This is a genomic window from Lysinibacillus sp. FSL K6-3209, from assembly GCF_037976175.1.
GTDB lineage: Bacteria > Bacillota > Bacilli > Bacillales_A > Planococcaceae > Lysinibacillus > Lysinibacillus sphaericus_D.
Map to the genome: position 1 here is coordinate 161349 of NZ_CP150264.1, position 17719 is coordinate 179067.

General features: G+C 46.6%; 5 protein-coding genes, 11 tRNA genes and 6 rRNA genes. 21 read left to right on the forward strand and 1 reads right to left on the reverse strand.

The window, feature by feature from the left end; translation table 11 throughout:
• Positions 1-333 precede the first annotated feature (333 nt).
• The 17 genes from MHH88_RS00930 (at position 334) to rrf (MHH88_RS01010) (ending at position 11656) form a co-directional block, all read left to right on the forward strand.
• A 16S ribosomal RNA gene (locus MHH88_RS00930) occupies positions 334-1885 on the forward strand.
• A 366-nt stretch (positions 1886-2251) separates the two neighbouring features.
• Positions 2252-5179: ribosomal RNA gene (locus MHH88_RS00935) — 23S ribosomal RNA — on the forward strand.
• A 115-nt stretch (positions 5180-5294) separates the two neighbouring features.
• A 5S ribosomal RNA gene (rrf, locus tag MHH88_RS00940) occupies positions 5295-5410 on the forward strand.
• 10 nt (positions 5411-5420) lie between these two features.
• Positions 5421-5496: transfer RNA gene (locus MHH88_RS00945), tRNA-Val, on the forward strand.
• Between the two features lie 3 nt (positions 5497-5499).
• Positions 5500-5575 (forward strand) — tRNA-Thr (locus MHH88_RS00950).
• Positions 5576-5581: 6 nt separating this feature from the next.
• A tRNA-Lys gene (locus MHH88_RS00955) sits at positions 5582-5657 on the forward strand.
• Positions 5658-5679: 22 nt separating this feature from the next.
• Positions 5680-5764 (forward strand) — tRNA-Leu (locus MHH88_RS00960).
• Positions 5765-5812: 48 nt separating this feature from the next.
• Positions 5813-5887: transfer RNA gene (locus MHH88_RS00965), tRNA-Gly, on the forward strand.
• A gap of 5 nt (positions 5888-5892) precedes the next feature.
• Positions 5893-5981, forward strand: a tRNA-Leu gene (locus MHH88_RS00970).
• Positions 5982-5994: 13 nt separating this feature from the next.
• A tRNA-Arg gene (locus MHH88_RS00975) sits at positions 5995-6071 on the forward strand.
• A 9-nt stretch (positions 6072-6080) separates the two neighbouring features.
• Positions 6081-6157 (forward strand) — tRNA-Pro (locus MHH88_RS00980).
• Positions 6158-6177: 20 nt separating this feature from the next.
• Positions 6178-6253, forward strand: a tRNA-Ala gene (locus MHH88_RS00985).
• 143 nt (positions 6254-6396) lie between these two features.
• Positions 6397-7948 (forward strand): 16S ribosomal RNA (locus MHH88_RS00990).
• 96 nt (positions 7949-8044) lie between these two features.
• Positions 8045-8121: transfer RNA gene (locus tag MHH88_RS00995), tRNA-Ile, on the forward strand.
• Positions 8122-8134: 13 nt separating this feature from the next.
• Positions 8135-8210 (forward strand) — tRNA-Ala (locus tag MHH88_RS01000).
• A gap of 217 nt (positions 8211-8427) precedes the next feature.
• Positions 8428-11355, forward strand: a 23S ribosomal RNA gene (locus MHH88_RS01005).
• A gap of 185 nt (positions 11356-11540) precedes the next feature.
• Positions 11541-11656 (forward strand): 5S ribosomal RNA (gene rrf / locus MHH88_RS01010).
• Together the 16S, 23S and 5S rRNA genes with 11 tRNA genes alongside form the textbook arrangement of a ribosomal RNA operon.
• A gap of 81 nt (positions 11657-11737) precedes the next feature.
• Here the strand turns inward: rrf (MHH88_RS01010) and MHH88_RS01015 are convergent.
• Positions 11738-12409 (reverse strand): LytTR family DNA-binding domain-containing protein, encoded by a 672-nt coding sequence (locus MHH88_RS01015; protein ID WP_069508718.1) that lies wholly within the window; start codon positions 12407-12409, stop codon positions 11738-11740.
• A 214-nt stretch (positions 12410-12623) separates the two neighbouring features.
• Between MHH88_RS01015 and aceA the strand changes: the two genes are divergently transcribed.
• From aceA to MHH88_RS01035, 4 genes are all read left to right on the forward strand, one after another.
• Entirely contained in the window at positions 12624-13907 is a 1284-nt protein-coding gene (gene aceA, locus MHH88_RS01020; RefSeq protein ID WP_339261029.1) for an isocitrate lyase, read from the forward strand.
• Positions 13908-14006: 99 nt separating this feature from the next.
• On the forward strand, positions 14007-15605 hold the full coding sequence (aceB, locus tag MHH88_RS01025; RefSeq protein WP_339261031.1) for a malate synthase A: 1599 nt from the start codon (positions 14007-14009) through the stop codon (positions 15603-15605).
• A gap of 270 nt (positions 15606-15875) precedes the next feature.
• Positions 15876-17048, forward strand: coding sequence for an alanine--glyoxylate aminotransferase family protein (locus MHH88_RS01030; protein ID WP_339261033.1), 1173 nt, complete (start codon positions 15876-15878; stop codon positions 17046-17048).
• A gap of 275 nt (positions 17049-17323) precedes the next feature.
• Entirely contained in the window at positions 17324-17719 is a 396-nt protein-coding gene (locus MHH88_RS01035) for a GntR family transcriptional regulator (protein WP_024360811.1), read from the forward strand.

Genomic DNA, 17719 nt, shown 5'->3' on the forward strand with positions numbered 1-17719 from the left:
CTTGTCGTTAAGACGACGCAACATTAAGTATTACAAACTTCTTAAATAATGACCGCAAAAAAATGTTGACAACAACATTTGGAAGTGGTAAGATTTAAAAGTTGTCACTTCTTAAAGAAGTAAAGTATTTTAAAAAAGTTGTTGACAACGAAGTTTGAAAATGTTATTATATAAAAGTTGCTGAAACAAACGGCATCGAAATGAACCTTGAAAACTGAACAAGCAAAACGTAATCAATATAGTTTTTACTAGCTAACTTTGTTAGTGAATGAAACAAAATTTTGGACATCAAAATTGATGCCAGCAAAACAATTTGAGCTAATCAAATTTCTTTTTATGGAGAGTTTGATCCTGGCTCAGGACGAACGCTGGCGGCGTGCCTAATACATGCAAGTCGAGCGAACAGAGAAGGAGCTTGCTCCTTTGACGTTAGCGGCGGACGGGTGAGTAACACGTGGGCAACCTACCTTATAGTTTGGGATAACTCCGGGAAACCGGGGCTAATACCGAATAATCTATTGTCCCTCATGGGACAATACTGAAAGACGGTTTCGGCTGTCGCTATAGGATGGGCCCGCGGCGCATTAGCTAGTTGGTGAGGTAACGGCTCACCAAGGCGACGATGCGTAGCCGACCTGAGAGGGTGATCGGCCACACTGGGACTGAGACACGGCCCAGACTCCTACGGGAGGCAGCAGTAGGGAATCTTCCACAATGGGCGAAAGCCTGATGGAGCAACGCCGCGTGAGTGAAGAAGGATTTCGGTTCGTAAAACTCTGTTGTAAGGGAAGAACAAGTACAGTAGTAACTGGCTGTACCTTGACGGTACCTTATTAGAAAGCCACGGCTAACTACGTGCCAGCAGCCGCGGTAATACGTAGGTGGCAAGCGTTGTCCGGAATTATTGGGCGTAAAGCGCGCGCAGGTGGTTTCTTAAGTCTGATGTGAAAGCCCACGGCTCAACCGTGGAGGGTCATTGGAAACTGGGAGACTTGAGTGCAGAAGAGGGTAGTGGAATTCCAAGTGTAGCGGTGAAATGCGTAGAGATTTGGAGGAACACCAGTGGCGAAGGCGACTATCTGGTCTGTAACTGACACTGAGGCGCGAAAGCGTGGGGAGCAAACAGGATTAGATACCCTGGTAGTCCACGCCGTAAACGATGAGTGCTAAGTGTTAGGGGGTTTCCGCCCCTTAGTGCTGCAGCTAACGCATTAAGCACTCCGCCTGGGGAGTACGGTCGCAAGACTGAAACTCAAAGGAATTGACGGGGGCCCGCACAAGCGGTGGAGCATGTGGTTTAATTCGAAGCAACGCGAAGAACCTTACCAGGTCTTGACATCCCGTTGACCACTGTAGAGATATGGTTTTCCCTTCGGGGACAACGGTGACAGGTGGTGCATGGTTGTCGTCAGCTCGTGTCGTGAGATGTTGGGTTAAGTCCCGCAACGAGCGCAACCCTTGATCTTAGTTGCCATCATTTAGTTGGGCACTCTAAGGTGACTGCCGGTGACAAACCGGAGGAAGGTGGGGATGACGTCAAATCATCATGCCCCTTATGACCTGGGCTACACACGTGCTACAATGGACGATACAAACGGTTGCCAACTCGCGAGAGGGAGCTAATCCGATAAAGTCGTTCTCAGTTCGGATTGTAGGCTGCAACTCGCCTACATGAAGCCGGAATCGCTAGTAATCGCGGATCAGCATGCCGCGGTGAATACGTTCCCGGGCCTTGTACACACCGCCCGTCACACCACGAGAGTTTGTAACACCCGAAGTCGGTGAGGTAACCTTTTGGAGCCAGCCGCCGAAGGTGGGATAGATGATTGGGGTGAAGTCGTAACAAGGTAGCCGTATCGGAAGGTGCGGCTGGATCACCTCCTTTCTAAGGATATTTTCGGAATACAAACCTTGGGTTTGTAAGATTACGTTTTGCGTTCAGTTTTGAAGGTTTATCATTACGATGAAATACTTCAAAACTGTGCTCCTGTCGCTACGCTTTCGTCGCAAATTTGCGAAGAAGTAGAAACAGGTAGTGAATTTGTTCTTTGAAAACTGGATAAAACGACATTGAAATTGTAACAAACACATTTATTTTTTAAATTAAGTTTTTAGGCTTAATAACAAATGAAGGTTTCGAGATACGAGTAAGACAAGGAAGCGATTGAGTGAGAGAAGGAGCGTACCTCTGTACGTGACTGACCGAATGAATGAAGCTGACGCTGGATTACGATGTATATCGGAAGCTGCAGGTTAAGTTATTAAGGGCGCACGGCGAATGCCTTGGCACTAGGAGCCGAAGAAGGACGGCACTAACACCGATATGCTTCGGGGAGCTGTAAGTGAGCTTTGATCCGGAGATTTCCGAATGGGGGAACCCACTACGTTTAATCGCGTAGTATCTTGACGTGAATACATAGCGTCTTGAAGGCAGACCCAGGGAACTGAAACATCTAAGTACCTGGAGGAAGAGAAAGAAAAATCGATTCCCTGAGTAGCGGCGAGCGAAACGGGAAGAGCCCAAACCAAGAGGCTTGCCTCTTGGGGTTGTAGGACACTCTATACGGAGTTACAAAGGAATGAGTTAGATGAAGCGACTTGGAAAGGTCCGCCAGAGCAGGTAAAAGCCCTGTAGTCGAAAGTTCATTCCCTCCAGAGTGGATCCTGAGTACGGCGGAACACGTGAAATTCCGTCGGAATCCGGGAGGACCATCTCCCAAGGCTAAATACTACCTAGTGACCGATAGTGAACCAGTACCGTGAGGGAAAGGTGAAAAGCACCCCGGGAGGGGAGTGAAAGAGATCCTGAAACCGTGTGCCTACAAGTAGTTAGAGCCCGTTAATGGGTGATAGCGTGCCTTTTGTAGAATGAACCGGCGAGTTACGATTACGTGCGAGGTTAAGCTTTAGAAGGCGGAGCCGCAGCGAAAGCGAGTCTGAATAGGGCGAATTAGTACGTGGTCGTAGACCCGAAACCAGGTGATCTACCCATGTCCAGGGTGAAGGTGAGGTAACACTTACTGGAGGCCCGAACCCACGCACGTTGAAAAGTGCGGGGATGAGGTGTGGGTAGCGGAGAAATTCCAATCGAACTTGGAGATAGCTGGTTCTCTCCGAAATAGCTTTAGGGCTAGCCTCGTGATGAGAATACTGGAGGTAGAGCACTGTTTGGACTAGGGGGCCATCCCGGTTTACCGAATTCAGACAAACTCCGAATGCCAGATATTTATACACGGGAGTCAGACTGCGAGTGATAAGATCCGTAGTCAAAAGGGAAACAGCCCAGACCACCAGCTAAGGTCCCAAAGTAATCGTTAAGTGGAAAAGGATGTGGCGTTGCACAGACAACCAGGATGTTGGCTTAGAAGCAGCCATCATTTAAAGAGTGCGTAATAGCTCACTGGTCGAGTGACGCTGCGCCGAAAATGTATCGGGGCTAAACGATTCACCGAAGCTGTGGATTGACATCTACGATGTCAGTGGTAGGAGAGCGTTCTAAGTGCGTTGAAGTCAGACCGGAAGGACTGGTGGAGCGCTTAGAAGTGAGAATGCCGGTATGAGTAGCGAAAGACGGGTGAGAATCCCGTCCACCGTATGACTAAGGTTTCCTGAGGAAGGCTCGTCCGCTCAGGGTTAGTCGGGACCTAAGCCGAGGCCGATAGGCGTAGGCGATGGACAACAGGTTGATATTCCTGTACCACCTCCTCACCGTTTGAGAAATGGGGGGACGCAGTAGGATAGGGTAAGCGCGCCGTTGGTTGTGCGCGTCCAAGCAGTAAGGCGTGTGTGTAGGCAAATCCGCACACTGTAACGTTGAGCTGTGATGGCGAGTCCGTATGGACGAAGTTCCTGATTTCACACTGCCAAGAAAAGCCTCTATCGAGGTGAGAGGTGCCCGTACCGCAAACCGACACAGGTAGTCGAGGAGAGAATCCTAAGGTGTGCGAGAGAACTCTCGTTAAGGAACTCGGCAAAATGACCCCGTAACTTCGGGAGAAGGGGTGCTCTTGAGCGTGCAAGCGCATGAGAGCCGCAGTGAATAGGCCCAGGCGACTGTTTAGCAAAAACACAGGTCTCTGCAAAACCGTAAGGTGACGTATAGGGGCTGACGCCTGCCCGGTGCTGGAAGGTTAAGAGGAGTGGTTAGCGCAAGCGAAGCTGCGAATTGAAGCCCCAGTAAACGGCGGCCGTAACTATAACGGTCCTAAGGTAGCGAAATTCCTTGTCGGGTAAGTTCCGACCCGCACGAAAGGCGTAACGATCTGGGCACTGTCTCAACGAGAGACTCGGTGAAATTATAGTACCTGTGAAGATGCAGGTTACCCGCGACAGGACGGAAAGACCCCGTGGAGCTTTACTGTAGCCTGATATTGAATTTTGGTACAACTTGTACAGGATAGGTAGGAGCCAGAGATCTCGGAGCGCCAGCTTCGAAGGAGGCGTCGGTGGGATACTACCCTGGTTGTATTGAAATTCTAACCCATGCCCCTTAGCGGGGCAGGAGACAGTGTCAGGCGGACAGTTTGACTGGGGCGGTCGCCTCCTAAAAGGTAACGGAGGCGCCCAAAGGTTCCCTCAGAATGGTTGGAAATCATTCGTAGAGTGTAAAGGCACAAGGGAGCTTGACTGCGAGACCTACAAGTCGAGCAGGGTCGAAAGACGGGCTTAGTGATCCGGTGGTTCCGCATGGAAGGGCCATCGCTCAACGGATAAAAGCTACCCCGGGGATAACAGGCTTATCTCCCCCAAGAGTCCACATCGACGGGGAGGTTTGGCACCTCGATGTCGGCTCATCGCATCCTGGGGCTGTAGTCGGTCCCAAGGGTTGGGCTGTTCGCCCATTAAAGCGGTACGCGAGCTGGGTTCAGAACGTCGTGAGACAGTTCGGTCCCTATCCGTCGTGGGCGTAGGAAATTTGAGAGGAGCTGTCCTTAGTACGAGAGGACCGGGATGGACACACCGCTGGTGTACCAGTTGTCTTGCCAAAGGCATCGCTGGGTAGCTATGTGTGGACGGGATAAGTGCTGAAAGCATCTAAGCATGAAGCCCCCCTCAAGATGAGATTTCCCATTACGCAAGTAAGTAAGATCCCTCAAAGACGATGAGGTAGATAGGTTCGAGGTGGAAGTGTGGTGACACATGGAGCTGACGAATACTAATCGATCGAGGACTTAACCAAAAAGTTTGAAACATTCAATGAACCGTTTATCCAGTTTTGAAAGAACAAGTAAGTTTTAAAAAAAAGCTTGTAATTATAATATTTTATGTTATAATGAATCTTGTCTTTTAAATAGTCTAGTGATGATGGCAAAGAGGTCACACCCGTTCCCATACCGAACACGGAAGTTAAGCTCTTTAGCGCCGATGGTAGTTGGGGGCTTCCCCCTGTGAGAGTAGGACGTCGCTAGGCATAATACCCAGGAGGATTAGCTCAGCTGGGAGAGCATCTGCCTTACAAGCAGAGGGTCGGCGGTTCGAGCCCGTCATCCTCCACCATATGCCGGTTTAGCTCAGCAGGTAGAGCAACTGACTTGTAATCAGTAGGTCGTGGGTTCGATTCCTATAGCCGGCACCATTTTTTGAGCCATTAGCTCAGTTGGTAGAGCATCTGACTTTTAATCAGAGGGTCGAAGGTTCGAGTCCTTCATGGCTCACCATTTTAATTGCCAACAATAATATGCGGGTGTGGCGGAATTGGCAGACGCACTAGACTTAGGATCTAGCGCCGCAAGGCGTGGGGGTTCGACTCCCTTCACCCGCACCATTTATATATTAAAATAATAATTGCCAGGATAAATAATCTTATGCACATGCGGAAGTAGTTCAGTGGTAGAACACCACCTTGCCAAGGTGGGGGTCGCGAGTTCGAACCTCGTCTTCCGCTCCAAATGTGCCGGGGTGGCGGAACTGGCAGACGCACAGGACTTAAAATCCTGCGGTAGGTGACTACCGTGCCGGTTCGATTCCGGCCCTCGGCACCATTTTTAATATTTAGCGCCCGTAGCTCAATTGGATAGAGCGTCTGACTACGGATCAGAAGGTTGTGGGTTCGACTCCTGCCGGGCGCGCCAATAAATAAACGGGAAGTAGCTCAGCTTGGTAGAGCACTTGGTTTGGGACCAAGGGGTCGCAGGTTCGAATCCTGTCTTCCCGACCATTTCCTAAAATACAATTTATGGGGCCTTAGCTCAGCTGGGAGAGCGCCTGCCTTGCACGCAGGAGGTCAGCGGTTCGATCCCGCTAGGCTCCACCAATTAATGTAAATGAACCTTGAAAACTGAACAAGCAAAACGTAATCAATATAGTTTTTATTAGCTATCTTATGTTAGTGAACGAAACAAAATTTTGGACATCAAAATTGATGCCAGCAAAACAATTTGAGCTAATCAAATTTCTTTTATGGAGAGTTTGATCCTGGCTCAGGACGAACGCTGGCGGCGTGCCTAATACATGCAAGTCGAGCGAACAGAGAAGGAGCTTGCTCCTTTGACGTTAGCGGCGGACGGGTGAGTAACACGTGGGCAACCTACCTTATAGTTTGGGATAACTCCGGGAAACCGGGGCTAATACCGAATAATCTATTGTCCCTCATGGGACAATACTGAAAGACGGTTTCGGCTGTCGCTATAGGATGGGCCCGCGGCGCATTAGCTAGTTGGTGAGGTAACGGCTCACCAAGGCGACGATGCGTAGCCGACCTGAGAGGGTGATCGGCCACACTGGGACTGAGACACGGCCCAGACTCCTACGGGAGGCAGCAGTAGGGAATCTTCCACAATGGGCGAAAGCCTGATGGAGCAACGCCGCGTGAGTGAAGAAGGATTTCGGTTCGTAAAACTCTGTTGTAAGGGAAGAACAAGTACAGTAGTAACTGGCTGTACCTTGACGGTACCTTATTAGAAAGCCACGGCTAACTACGTGCCAGCAGCCGCGGTAATACGTAGGTGGCAAGCGTTGTCCGGAATTATTGGGCGTAAAGCGCGCGCAGGTGGTTTCTTAAGTCTGATGTGAAAGCCCACGGCTCAACCGTGGAGGGTCATTGGAAACTGGGAGACTTGAGTGCAGAAGAGGATAGTGGAATTCCAAGTGTAGCGGTGAAATGCGTAGAGATTTGGAGGAACACCAGTGGCGAAGGCGACTATCTGGTCTGTAACTGACACTGAGGCGCGAAAGCGTGGGGAGCAAACAGGATTAGATACCCTGGTAGTCCACGCCGTAAACGATGAGTGCTAAGTGTTAGGGGGTTTCCGCCCCTTAGTGCTGCAGCTAACGCATTAAGCACTCCGCCTGGGGAGTACGGTCGCAAGACTGAAACTCAAAGGAATTGACGGGGGCCCGCACAAGCGGTGGAGCATGTGGTTTAATTCGAAGCAACGCGAAGAACCTTACCAGGTCTTGACATCCCGTTGACCACTGTAGAGATATGGTTTTCCCTTCGGGGACAACGGTGACAGGTGGTGCATGGTTGTCGTCAGCTCGTGTCGTGAGATGTTGGGTTAAGTCCCGCAACGAGCGCAACCCTTGATCTTAGTTGCCATCATTTAGTTGGGCACTCTAAGGTGACTGCCGGTGACAAACCGGAGGAAGGTGGGGATGACGTCAAATCATCATGCCCCTTATGACCTGGGCTACACACGTGCTACAATGGACGATACAAACGGTTGCCAACTCGCGAGAGGGAGCTAATCCGATAAAGTCGTTCTCAGTTCGGATTGTAGGCTGCAACTCGCCTACATGAAGCCGGAATCGCTAGTAATCGCGGATCAGCATGCCGCGGTGAATACGTTCCCGGGCCTTGTACACACCGCCCGTCACACCACGAGAGTTTGTAACACCCGAAGTCGGTGAGGTAACCTTTTGGAGCCAGCCGCCGAAGGTGGGATAGATGATTGGGGTGAAGTCGTAACAAGGTAGCCGTATCGGAAGGTGCGGCTGGATCACCTCCTTTCTAAGGATATTTTCGGAATACAAACCTTGGGTTTGTAAGATTACGTTTTGCGTTCAGTTTTGAAGGTTTATAACTAACTTTATAAAACTTCCAAGAGGGCCTATAGCTCAGCTGGTTAGAGCGCACGCCTGATAAGCGTGAGGTCGATGGTTCGAGTCCATTTAGGCCCACCATATATAACCTCTTGGGGCCTTAGCTCAGCTGGGAGAGCGCCTGCCTTGCACGCAGGAGGTCAGCGGTTCGATCCCGCTAGGCTCCACCAATTTTTATTTGTTCTTTGAAAACTGGATAAAACGACATTGAAATTGTAACAAACACATTTATTTTTTTAAGTTTTTTATAGGCTTAATAACAAATGAAGGTTTCGAGATACGAGTAAGACAAGGAAGCGATTGAGTGAGAGAAGGAGCGTACCTCTGTACGTGACTGACCGAACGAATGAAGCTGACGCTGGATTACGATGTATATCGGAAGCTGCAGGTTAAGTTATTAAGGGCGCACGGCGAATGCCTTGGCACTAGGAGCCGAAGAAGGACGGCACTAACACCGATATGCTTCGGGGAGCTGTAAGTGAGCTTTGATCCGGAGATTTCCGAATGGGGGAACCCACTACGTTTAATCGCGTAGTATCTTGACGTGAATACATAGCGTCTTGAAGGCAGACCCAGGGAACTGAAACATCTAAGTACCTGGAGGAAGAGAAAGAAAAATCGATTCCCTGAGTAGCGGCGAGCGAAACGGGAAGAGCCCAAACCAAGAGGCTTGCCTCTTGGGGTTGTAGGACACTCTATACGGAGTTACAAAGGAATGAGTTAGATGAAGCGACTTGGAAAGGTCCGCCAGAGCAGGTAAAAGCCCTGTAGTCGAAAGTTTATTCCCTCCAGAGTGGATCCTGAGTACGGCGGAACACGTGAAATTCCGTCGGAATCCGGGAGGACCATCTCCCAAGGCTAAATACTACCTAGTGACCGATAGTGAACCAGTACCGTGAGGGAAAGGTGAAAAGCACCCCGGGAGGGGAGTGAAAGAGATCCTGAAACCGTGTGCCTACAAGTAGTTAGAGCCCGTTAATGGGTGATAGCGTGCCTTTTGTAGAATGAACCGGCGAGTTACGATTACGTGCGAGGTTAAGCTTTAGAAGGCGGAGCCGCAGCGAAAGCGAGTCTGAATAGGGCGAATTAGTACGTGGTCGTAGACCCGAAACCAGGTGATCTACCCATGTCCAGGGTGAAGGTGAGGTAACACTTACTGGAGGCCCGAACCCACGCACGTTGAAAAGTGCGGGGATGAGGTGTGGGTAGCGGAGAAATTCCAATCGAACTTGGAGATAGCTGGTTCTCTCCGAAATAGCTTTAGGGCTAGCCTCGTGATGAGAATACTGGAGGTAGAGCACTGTTTGGACTAGGGGGCCATCCCGGTTTACCGAATTCAGACAAACTCCGAATGCCAGATATTTATACACGGGAGTCAGACTGCGAGTGATAAGATCCGTAGTCAAAAGGGAAACAGCCCAGACCACCAGCTAAGGTCCCAAAGTAATCGTTAAGTGGAAAAGGATGTGGCGTTGCACAGACAACCAGGATGTTGGCTTAGAAGCAGCCATCATTTAAAGAGTGCGTAATAGCTCACTGGTCGAGTGACGCTGCGCCGAAAATGTATCGGGGCTAAACGATTCACCGAAGCTGTGGATTGACATCTACGATGTCAGTGGTAGGAGAGCGTTCTAAGTGCGTTGAAGTCAGACCGGAAGGACTGGTGGAGCGCTTAGAAGTGAGAATGCCGGTATGAGTAGCGAAAGACGGGTGAGAATCCCGTCCACCGTATGACTAAGGTTTCCTGAGGAAGGCTCGTCCGCTCAGGGTTAGTCGGGACCTAAGCCGAGGCCGATAGGCGTAGGCGATGGACAACAGGTTGATATTCCTGTACCACCTCCTCACCGTTTGAGAAATGGGGGGACGCAGTAGGATAGGGTAAGCGCGCCGTTGGTTGTGCGCGTCCAAGCAGTAAGGCGTGTGTGTAGGCAAATCCGCACACTGTAACGTTGAGCTGTGATGGCGAGTCCGTATGGACGAAGTTCCTGATTTCACACTGCCAAGAAAAGCCTCTATCGAGGTGAGAGGTGCCCGTACCGCAAACCGACACAGGTAGTCGAGGAGAGAATCCTAAGGTGTGCGAGAGAACTCTCGTTAAGGAACTCGGCAAAATGACCCCGTAACTTCGGGAGAAGGGGTGCTCTTGAGCGTGCAAGCGCATGAGAGCCGCAGTGAATAGGCCCAGGCGACTGTTTAGCAAAAACACAGGTCTCTGCAAAACCGTAAGGTGACGTATAGGGGCTGACGCCTGCCCGGTGCTGGAAGGTTAAGAGGAGTGGTTAGCGCAAGCGAAGCTGCGAATTGAAGCCCCAGTAAACGGCGGCCGTAACTATAACGGTCCTAAGGTAGCGAAATTCCTTGTCGGGTAAGTTCCGACCCGCACGAAAGGCGTAACGATCTGGGCACTGTCTCAACGAGAGACTCGGTGAAATTATAGTACCTGTGAAGATGCAGGTTACCCGCGACAGGACGGAAAGACCCCGTGGAGCTTTACTGTAGCCTGATATTGAATTTTGGTACAACTTGTACAGGATAGGTAGGAGCCAGAGATCTCGGAGCGCCAGCTTCGAAGGAGGCGTCGGTGGGATACTACCCTGGTTGTATTGAAATTCTAACCCATGCCCCTTAGCGGGGCAGGAGACAGTGTCAGGCGGACAGTTTGACTGGGGCGGTCGCCTCCTAAAAGGTAACGGAGGCGCCCAAAGGTTCCCTCAGAATGGTTGGAAATCATTCGTAGAGTGTAAAGGCACAAGGGAGCTTGACTGCGAGACCTACAAGTCGAGCAGGGTCGAAAGACGGGCTTAGTGATCCGGTGGTTCCGCATGGAAGGGCCATCGCTCAACGGATAAAAGCTACCCCGGGGATAACAGGCTTATCTCCCCCAAGAGTCCACATCGACGGGGAGGTTTGGCACCTCGATGTCGGCTCATCGCATCCTGGGGCTGTAGTCGGTCCCAAGGGTTGGGCTGTTCGCCCATTAAAGCGGTACGCGAGCTGGGTTCAGAACGTCGTGAGACAGTTCGGTCCCTATCCGTCGTGGGCGTAGGAAATTTGAGAGGAGCTGTCCTTAGTACGAGAGGACCGGGATGGACACACCGCTGGTGTACCAGTTGTCTTGCCAAAGGCATCGCTGGGTAGCTATGTGTGGACGGGATAAGTGCTGAAAGCATCTAAGCATGAAGCCCCCCTCAAGATGAGATTTCCCATTACGCAAGTAAGTAAGATCCCTCAAAGACGATGAGGTAGATAGGTTCGAGGTGGAAGTGTGGTGACACATGGAGCTGACGAATACTAATCGATCGAGGACTTAACCAAAAAGTTTGAAACATTCAATGAACCGTTTATCCAGTTTTGAAAGAACAATCTTTCATAAAAGGGTTTCAAGATACGAGTAGTTCGCGGAAGCAATTGAGAGAAGGAAGGAGCGTACATCTGTACGTGACTGACTGAACGAATGAAGCTGACAAAGAAATACGATGTATATTGAAAGCCGTAAATAGTCTAGTGATGATGGCAAAGAGGTCACACCCGTTCCCATACCGAACACGGAAGTTAAGCTCTTTAGCGCCGATGGTAGTTGGGGGCTTCCCCCTGTGAGAGTAGGACGTCGCTAGGCAAATAAAAACCTGAGAATTTATTCTCAGGTTTTTTTGTGTCAATACTTGAACAGCTGCCTTTTGCAGCTGTTTTTATTTTGTTAAAATTCGAGTGCATTACGTAGGTTATTAAGATAGGATTGGCTGACAGGTAATTCTGTACCATCCTTTAAAGTAACAATGAAATTCGAAGTAAGATCACGCGCCATTTTTTTTATGAAATGAATATTCACTATATAGGATCTATGAATGCGTATAAAAAACGGAGGTAAACGCATTTGTAATTCTTTAAGTGTAATGCTTGTTTTAAACTGTTCCTTTTCTACATAAAACCAAGTTTTTTTCTGGAGACTCTCAATATAAGAAATTTTATCGATTACTACAGGGGTCCATTCTTCTTCCTGTTTCCCTGTTAAAAATTGATAAGGTTCCAATTTTTGTGCAGTAAAAGTTGAAGGTAAAACAACTACTAATGCCGCTGGTGTGTCCTGAATATGTACTGGGTAGCCAATACCATAATAGGGTGTACCAAATAAAGTATTATCTAATATTGCGTCTGTACGTTTATTTGTGCGTAATACTTGCTCTGCAATACTCCCTGGTTCAACTTGCCGTCCTACTTCTAGATGAATACCATGATATCCAGAGTTAAAGTAAATATAGGAGTTGTCTACAGCAATGGCGATGGACGAGTTAGGTGGAATCCAGTCTTGTAACATCGTAATAAATTGTTGTGCAATACTTTTTTGTACAGCATTGATTTCATTTTTCATTGTGAATAGCCCCCTTGTTTGTAAACAGTTTACCAAATTTTGTCGCTTAAAAAAGCGGTTTCATCATCAAAATTTGGTCTTTTATCAAAAAATAGTGAAAATTCAGATGTACTGTTATATATTAATTTACAACAAATAAACCTGTTATGGAACAGAAATTAAAAAGTTTTTTAACAGAGTATATTTTATACAAAGGGGAAGGTGGAATTTCAATATGTCAACACGTCAAGAAAAAATTCAAACTTTAGAAAAACAATGGGCAGAAAACCCACGTTGGGCTGGTATTGAACGCGCTTATACGGCTGAAGAGGTAGTTAAATTACAAGGTTCTGTTGTAATTGAACAAACTTTAGCAACTAAAGGCGCTAAACGACTTTGGAAATCATTACAAGAAGAACCGTTTATTAATGCATTAGGTGCATTAACTGGTAATCAAGCGGTTCAACAAGTAAAAGCTGGATTAAAAGCAATCTACTTATCTGGCTGGCAAGTAGCTGCTGATGCTAACCTTTCAGGTCAAATGTACCCTGACCAATCTTTATACCCAGCTAACTCTGTACCAGCTGTAGTAAAACGTATCAACCAAGCGTTACAACGCGCTGATCAAATCGACCATGCTGAAGGACGTGTAGACGATTTCGATTGGTTTGCACCAATCGTAGCTGATGCTGAAGCAGGCTTCGGTGGTCCTTTAAACGTATTCGAACTAGTTAAAGGAATGATCGAAGCAGGAGCTGCCGGTGTACATTTAGAAGACCAATTAGCTTCTGAGAAAAAATGTGGACACTTAGGTGGTAAAGTATTACTTCCTACACAAAACGCAGTTCGTAACTTAATTGCTGCTCGTCTTGCAACAGATGTAATGGGCGTAGATACAATCTTAATCGCACGTACAGATGCTGATGCTGCAGATATGGTAACTTCTGATATTGACCCACGTGATGCTGAATTTATTACTGGCGAACGTACACCAGAAGGCTTCTTCCGTACAACACCAGGTATTAAACAAGCGATTGCTCGTGGTTTAGCTTACGCACCATATGCAGATTTAATCTGGTGTGAAACGTCTAAGCCGTCACTTGAAGAAGCTCGTGAATTCGCAGCAGCGATTCATGCTGAATTCCCTGGTAAAATGCTTGCTTATAACTGTTCACCTTCATTTAACTGGAAAGCAAACCTTTCAGAAGAAGAAATTGCAGAATATCAACGTGAGTTAGGTAAATTGGGTTACAAATTCCAATTCGTTACATTAGCTGGCTTCCATGCATTAAACCACTCTATGTTCGAACTAGCTCATGACTATAAAGATAATGGCATGGCTGCATACTCTAAACTACAACAAGCTGAGTTTGCTTCTGAATCTAAAGGCTATACAGCTACTCGCCACCAACGCGAAGTAGGTACTGGTTACTTCGATGATGTGTCACAAGTTATTTCAGGTGGTACTTCTTCAACAACAGCTATGGCTGGTTCTACAGAAACAGAACAATTCGTTTAATTCAATTACGTTAATTCCTAAATTCATAATCATAGATAAGTTTCCCTCGCACCTCCTAAGCGGGGGAAACTTAAATCACGAGAGGTGGGGGAACTACTAATGGAACAGGCAACTACAGGTAAGCTTAAAATTGTTGGGGAACAAAACGAGCAAACAAAGGAAGTTTTAACACCGGAGGCCCTTGAGTTTGTTCTTGCCCTGCATGAAAAGTTTGATGCTGGTCGTAAAGAGCTTTTAGAGGCTCGTCAAGAACGTCAGAAGCGTCTAGATGCTGGTGAGAAACTCGACTTCCTACCAGAAACGAAGCATATTCGTGAGGGAGATTGGACGATTGCGCCACTGCCTGCGGATTTACAAGATCGACGCGTAGAAATTACTGGACCAGTAGACCGTAAAATGGTTATTAACGCATTAAATTCTGGTGCAAAAATGTTCATGGCTTGCTTTGAGGATGCTTCAGCTCCGACTTGGGAAAACATGATTTCTGGTCAAATTAATATGCGTGATGCCATTAATAAGACGATTGAATTTACTCAAGCGTCAAACGGTAAAACGTATAAATTAAATAAAGAAACAGCGGTATTACTAGTACGTCCACGTGGTCTTCATTTACTTGAAAAACATGTGTTGGTAGATGGCGAGCCTGTTTCAGGTAGTTTCTTCGATTTTGGTCTTTATTTATTCCACAATGCTAAAAATGCATTGGCAAAAGGCACGGGTCCATACTTCTATCTACCGAAGTTAGAAAGTCATTTAGAGGCTCGCTTGTGGAATGATGTCTTTGTCTTTGCACAAGATTACATTGGTATTCCACAAGGTACAATTAGAGCAACAGTTTTAATTGAAACAATATTAGCTGCATTTGAAATGGATGAAATTTTATACGAGCTCCGCGATCATTCAGCAGGTCTAAATTGTGGCCGTTGGGATTATATTTTCAGCTACATTAAACGCCTGCGCAATCAACCTGATGTAATCTTACCTGATCGCGGTCAAGTAACAATGACAGTTCCATTCATGAAGGCTTATACGTCTTTATGTATCCAAACATGTCATAAACGCAACGCACCTGCTATGGGTGGTATGGCTGCACAAATACCTGTTAAAGGCGATGATGAGGCGAATGCAGTAGCATTTGCAAAGGTTGCGGAAGATAAACGTCGTGAAGCAACGGATGGTCATGATGGAACTTGGGTAGCACACCCTGGCATGGTGGCAACAGCTATGGAGCAGTTTGATGCGATTATGAAAACACCAAACCAAATCCATAAAAAACGCGAAGATGTGAATGTAAAGGCTGAAGATTTAGTAGCTGTTCCAGAAGGGACAATTACCCTTGAAGGCCTTCGTATTAACTGTAGCGTAGGAGTTCAGTACATTGCTTCTTGGTTACGAGGCAACGGAGCTGCACCAATTAACAACTTGATGGAAGATGCTGCAACTGCAGAAATCTCCCGTACACAAGTATGGCAATGGATTCGTCATCCAAAGGGTATTTTAGATGATGGACGTGGTATTACATTAGCATTTGTGCTAGAAATATTGGAAGAAGAGCTTGTGAAAATTAAAGAGGCTGTTGGGGAACAAGCCTATAATAGTGGTCGCTATGCTGAAGCTGCTGAACTGTTTAAATCTTTAATTGAGCAAGATGAATTCGTGGAATTCTTGACACTTCCAGGCTATGAAAAATTAAGTTAATTGATAGAAATCTACTAACGAACATATCTAACTTTCCTTAAACACTGTGGGCTGAACTCGAATGCAGCTCACTATTTCCACTAAAGTAACGAGCGGAGTCTGTTCCTCCGTTTCTTACAAAAAATGAGCACTGTTTAATAAAAGGGGTCTACTTATATTAATCGTAAGTATTGAGATTTAAAAATGGGGTGCAAGATGTCTTACAAGCTTTGATGGGGGCTTGTAAGGCATTTTTCTATACTTAGAAAATTAATTAGAGGGGGAAAAGAGATGAGTACTAATAAAGAAATACTATTAATTCCTGGTCCTACACCAGTAGTTGAGGAAATATATGATGCTTTGGCAAGCGAAACACGTGGGCATACAGATCCACGCTTTGTTGCAATTTATAAAAATGCATTAGCACAAACAAAAAAACTATTCCAAACGGATGGTGAAGTGTTTGTACTAGCAGGTTCTGGAACGCTAGCAATGGAAATGGCGATTGTTAATACAGTGGGTAAGGGAGAAAAAATACTCGTTATTAGTCACGGATATTTTGGTGATCGTTTTACACCTTTAGCAACTGCTTATGGTATTCAGGTAGACGTGTTACAAGCAGAATGGGGAAAACAAGTTGAACCAGCAACAGTAAAGGCAAAATTAGCTGAAGCTAATTATAAGGCCGTCACTATTACACATGCAGATACATCTACAGGCGTCGCTTCGGATCTAGATGCATTGGTACCTATTATTAAAAGTGCGGGGGCTTTAATTATTTTAGATGGTGTTGTCGCAACAGCAGCGCTAGATGAAAATATGAATAAAACATATGGTCATCCTGACTATAAATTAGATGTTGTACTAACTGGTTCACAAAAAGCAATCGGGATACCACCAGGTTTAGCCATTATCGCCTTTAATCAATCGGCATTAAAGGCTCGTGAAGCACTAGGAACGATACCCGCATACTATAGTGATATAGAAAATTGGATTCCGGTTATGAATGATCCAGGGAAATATTTTGCAACACCACCTGTAAATTTAATTTATGCTTATGATGTCGCTATGAAGATGGTTTTAGATGAAGGGATTGCTAAGCGTGAGGCACGTCATCTAGCGTACGGTCGCGCTGTGCGTTTAGCATTATCTACGTATGGCATGAAGGCACTAGCTGACGAGACAGTAGCAGCTCCAACTTTAAGTTGTATGCTCTATCCAGAGGGCGTAGAGGATGCCAGGTTCCGTGCGAAACTTGCTGAAAAAGGTGTAATTGTTGCTGGGGCTTTGGCTCATTTAGCAGGTAAAGCATTCCGTATTGGGCATATGGGCAATACAACACCTGCAATGCTTGAACAAGCCGTGAGACGAATTGGTGAATCACTTAATGAATTAGGACATGCAGTAGTAGTAGAAGAAGCAGTTGCACGTTTAAAAGAACAATTAGCAGTAGGAACTAATTAATATTAGAAGAGATGTCTCAAAAGTGCATGAGACATCTCTTTTGTTATTTAACCTAAGAATCGCTTGCAAATAAGGTTCAGAGTAGAAAATCGGCAAGCATGTTTGGGATGATAGTAATAAAGTTGCTACCTGTACAAAGAAAATGAGAAGCAAATTGTCTTTGTAAGAAAGTTCATTGCAAAACAATTTAAGCCCTTACAGAATAGCTCCTTTTTCTATGCATAAAATGTGATATTTGTTATACTTATTATATAACAAATATGGAGTTGATCTAGATGTTTATTCAAATAGAGCCATTATCGAATGTACCGATCTATGAACAGGTTACACGGCAAATTATAGAGGGCATTGCGAGAGGGGACATGGGACCGGGGGATACATTGCCGTCGGTACGAAGTTTAGCAGCCGATTTAGGTGTCAATATGCATACGGTTAATAAGAGTTACCATGAACTTGAGGCGAAGGGCATTATAACGATTCGTGCTAAATCAGGAGCAATTATTCGTTCAACGGAGGAGCGTGCATTAACGCCAGAACAATTGCAGCAGATTGAAAAAAATTTAAAGCCTGTTGTGGCAGAAGGAATGGTGCTCGGTGCAACAGTAGATCAAATAGAGCACATGATGAAAAAGGTATTCGCTGACTTGCAACTGCCAGCAGAAGGGGTGTAG

Coding starts and splice junctions, on each gene's coding strand:
- MHH88_RS01015 (WP_069508718.1), bottom strand. CDS start 12,409: ATGAAAAATGAAATCAATGCTGTACAAAAAAGTATTGCACAACAATTT.
- aceA (WP_339261029.1), top strand. CDS start 12,624: ATGTCAACACGTCAAGAAAAAATTCAAACTTTAGAAAAACAATGGGCA.
- aceB (WP_339261031.1), top strand. CDS start 14,007: ATGGAACAGGCAACTACAGGTAAGCTTAAAATTGTTGGGGAACAAAAC.
- MHH88_RS01030 (WP_339261033.1), top strand. CDS start 15,876: ATGAGTACTAATAAAGAAATACTATTAATTCCTGGTCCTACACCAGTA.
- MHH88_RS01035 (WP_024360811.1), top strand. CDS start 17,324: ATGTTTATTCAAATAGAGCCATTATCGAATGTACCGATCTATGAACAG.